Source organism: Rhodoferax sp. (assembly GCF_028689305.1).
In the GTDB taxonomy this organism is placed as follows: domain Bacteria; phylum Pseudomonadota; class Gammaproteobacteria; order Burkholderiales; family Burkholderiaceae_C; genus Rhodoferax.
This window is the reverse complement of record NZ_JAQTWM010000122.1, coordinates 1-3179: the sequence shown is the minus strand read 5'-3', so window position 1 is coordinate 3179 and position 3179 is coordinate 1. Positions and strand designations below refer to the sequence as shown.

Sequence of the window (3179 nt, the reverse complement as noted above, 5' to 3'; positions counted from 1 at the left end):
GCGGCGAGTAAATGGGCCAGCACCCGCAGCCGGGCGGCCTCTTCCCATGGCTCGCCATGGCGGGTCATGGCGGCTTCGCGCGCCAATGCCAGTTCGGCCGCCTTGCGGGCACGAATGAAGCGACCCGCCACCAGGTGGGACATGGCATCAAGCAAGGCCGACTGCATGCTGCGTTCCTGATGCCGGATGCGCCAGGAGCGGGCCTGCCCCGGCATGGCAAACAGCGCCGCCAGCGCCTTGAGCGCCATGTGCATCAAGGCAAACAGCAGCCCCAGCAACAGCACCACCATGTTGAGCGACAGATCCACCCGGTACGGCGGCCAGAACACCGTGATGGTGCCTTCGTTGCCGCTGGCAAACAGCGCCAGCGCCACCGCGACCCCAAACAGACCCAGAAACCAGAGAGCACTACGCATACGGGTCAGCGCCCGGCAGCCGCTGTGGCCAGCACCGTCAGGGTGTCATCAATACGCGGCAACTGCAAGGTGCGCATCTGCTGCTGCACTTGCTGCAACAGCGCCATGGCGGTCTTTGTCTTGCGGGCATTCTGGTCAAAATATTTCCGCAGCGTCTCTTCGGCCGAGGCCAGATCAGAACGGGCGGACTCAATTTGCCGAGACAGCAACCCCAGGCGGGCATTGAGCAACTTGAGCTTTAAGTTCTCCACCACAAAAAACGACTGCTCAGGAGACAGCAACACCGCCTCCGGCGTTTCGACGCGACTGACCCGAACCAGATGACGCGCTTCTGCCACCACCAATTGCAGCACCGTCTGCCAGCCACTGGGAGGTGGCGCCACGGCCGTTTTGGTCTTTTCTGCCGTCACCCGCGCCGGCGCCACCGCATTGGCCAGCGCCAACTCATCGGCCAGCCGCACCAGTTCATCCAGTTTGACCAGCATGCTGGGCGTATCACTGACGGCGGACGATTTCACCCGGTCGATGTCACGGGCAATGGCCCGCTGCAGCAAGGCCAGACGCGGCTGCGCGGCGCGCAGCACCCGCTGATCAGCACTTTTGAGTGCAGCCAGCAGGGGTTCCACACTGCCAGTCAGCTGGGCTTGCTGTTGCGCCAGGCGCAAGGCGGCTTCGATGTCCACCACCAGATTTTCATCACGTGAACGTGACAAACTTTGCATGAGTTCATCGATCTGGCTGCGCTGCAGGGCCACCTCACTCAAACGTGCATCCAGCATCGCCGCGCGGGCGGCGCTGGCCTGGGCCAAGTCCACCGCCTGCTTGGCCAGCGCACGCGCCTCCTGCGACTGGTTCTGGGCGTCACCGCTTTGGCGCGCCAGCTGTTCCTGCATGTTGCTGACCTTTTGCCAAAGCAGCAGGGTCGCCAGCAAGGCCACCGCCCCCAACAGCCCCAGCCAGAAAGTGGAACGGCGCCGCGGCGCCGGCATCACGGGCTCGGCGGCTGCCACCGGGGTCACTGCCGCGGGTGACTCCTGGCTCTCGTTCAGGCGGGATGGATCAGGGGGCAGCGCATCAGTCATGCCACGGATTCTATCGAGGCCAGTACCTCCGGCAGCGTCGGACGTGACTCGGATACCACACCAAAACCCAGGCAGCGGGCGGCTTCGGCAATCCGCGGGTGGGTCGCCACCGCGCGGGCCTGAGCCCAGCTCTGGCCTGGCAGCAGGCTTGGCAGATGGTTGATGGCTTCGGCACTGCTGAACAACCAGACCGAACCATCACGGGCCGCCGCTGTCGCCAGCGAGCGCTCGTGCGGGCCCCAGACCGGAGCGCCACGCCGATAAGCCACGACAAAGTCCACCACCGCCCCGGCCTGTCGCAGGCGCTGCGCCAACCAGTCTCGCCCGACACCCTGCACCGAAACGGAGCCGGCAGGGCCATCAGGATCGTCCTCGGTCTGGGTGTCCCCACGCACGATCAACACCCGCGCGCCGGGGCCAATCTGGGTCTGCACCTGCTGCCACAGCGCTTCTGAGTCGAATTGCCCGCCTTCTGCTGCCGGCGAGTCCACCCACTCCGCCGCCAGCCCATGCGCCAGCAAAGCGGCACGAGTTGCCGGCCCAGGCGCCCATGCTCTTGTTTTTATAGCTTGCTGTGTCCTTTTTATCCGGGCTAGAGCCAGATTTGATGCGAAAAAATGGTCCACCGCAGCGCTGCTGACAAACATCACCGCGGCATAGTCGGCCCAGCGTTGCCCGGCGACCTGCAGGGCTCGGGTGTCCGCCAGCGGCTGGATGTCGATCAGCGGCAGGGCCACCGCATCAAACCGTGGTGCCAACAGCTTCACCCAGCGCGCTGCCTGCGGCTGCACCCGGGTCACGATGACACGCATGCTCAGTGTCCGGCGTCCCCGGCGCTGGCCAGATGCGCCAGGCTGCCCCCCTGCGCCAGCACCGCCGAGCGCAAAGCGTCAGCCACCTGCTGGCCCAGCGCAGCGGCGCTGGCCTGGTCGGCCACCGGCCCTTGCAGACCCACCCGCACCAACGGCAGTTTTTCTGCGGTGTCGCCCCAGGCGGCATCCAGCCTCAGCTGGCCCTGTGCCAAGGTGCCATAGGCCGCCAGCGGCATGGAACAACTGCCCCCCATGGCCCGACTGACAGCGCGTTCGGCGGCCACGGTCAGCCAGGTGGACGGGTGCACCAGCGGCGCCAGGGCCGCGATCACATCGGCGCGGTCAGCGCGCACCTCGATACCCAGGGCTCCCTGCCCGGCGGCAGGCAACATCACGGCAGGGTCGAACACGGCGCGGATGCGCTGCACCAGGCCCAGGCGCTTGAGGCCGGCAGCGGCCAGCACAATCGCATCAAACTGGCCGTCATCGAGCTTGCGCAGGCGGGTATCGAGATTGCCGCGCAGGGGTTCAATCTTCAGATCCGGGCGCAGCGAACGCAGCAGGGCCATCCGGCGCAAACTTGAGGTGCCCACCACCGCCCCCTGCGGCAGCTCGTCAAGACTGGCATAACGGTTGGAGACAAAGGCATCACGCGGGTCTTCGCGTAGCATCACACACGCCAGGCTGAACCCCTCGGGCAGTTCCATCGGCACGTCCTTGAGCGAATGCACGGCCAGATCGGCGCGCCCCTCTTCCAGGGCGACTTCCAGCTCCTTGACAAACAACCCCTTGCCTCCGACCTGGCTGAGCGAACGGTCCAGAATCTGGTCCCCCCGGGTGGTCATGCCCAGCAGCTTGACCGAATGCCC

4 protein-coding genes are annotated in these 3179 nt (G+C 66.1%); all 4 read right to left on the bottom strand.

Annotated features, from left to right (window positions below):
- Nucleotides 1-416 (bottom strand): heme biosynthesis HemY N-terminal domain-containing protein (locus PHW99_RS17120; protein ID WP_300180452.1); only part of this gene is annotated, 416 nt, incomplete at its 3' end.
- A gap of 5 nt (nucleotides 417-421) precedes the next feature.
- Complete coding sequence (locus PHW99_RS17115; RefSeq protein WP_300180449.1) at nucleotides 422-1498, bottom strand: uroporphyrinogen-III C-methyltransferase; 1077 nt, start codon at nucleotides 1496-1498, stop codon at nucleotides 422-424.
- On the bottom strand, nucleotides 1495-2310 hold the full coding sequence (locus tag PHW99_RS17110) for a uroporphyrinogen-III synthase (RefSeq protein WP_300180446.1): 816 nt from the start codon (nucleotides 2308-2310) through the stop codon (nucleotides 1495-1497). The genes PHW99_RS17115 and PHW99_RS17110 overlap by 4 nt, the downstream gene beginning before the upstream one ends.
- 2 nt (nucleotides 2311-2312) lie before the next feature.
- The coding region (hemC, locus tag PHW99_RS17105; protein ID WP_300180443.1) for a hydroxymethylbilane synthase at nucleotides 2313-3179 on the bottom strand (867 nt) is incomplete at its 5' end.

What these genes read in the sequence shown, in the direction of transcription:
- PHW99_RS17115 (WP_300180449.1), bottom strand. Translation starts at nt 1,498, where the DNA reads ATGACTGATGCGCTGCCCCCTGATCCATCCCGCCTGAACGAGAGCCAG.
- PHW99_RS17110 (WP_300180446.1), bottom strand. Translation starts at nt 2,310, where the DNA reads ATGCGTGTCATCGTGACCCGGGTGCAGCCGCAGGCAGCGCGCTGGGTG.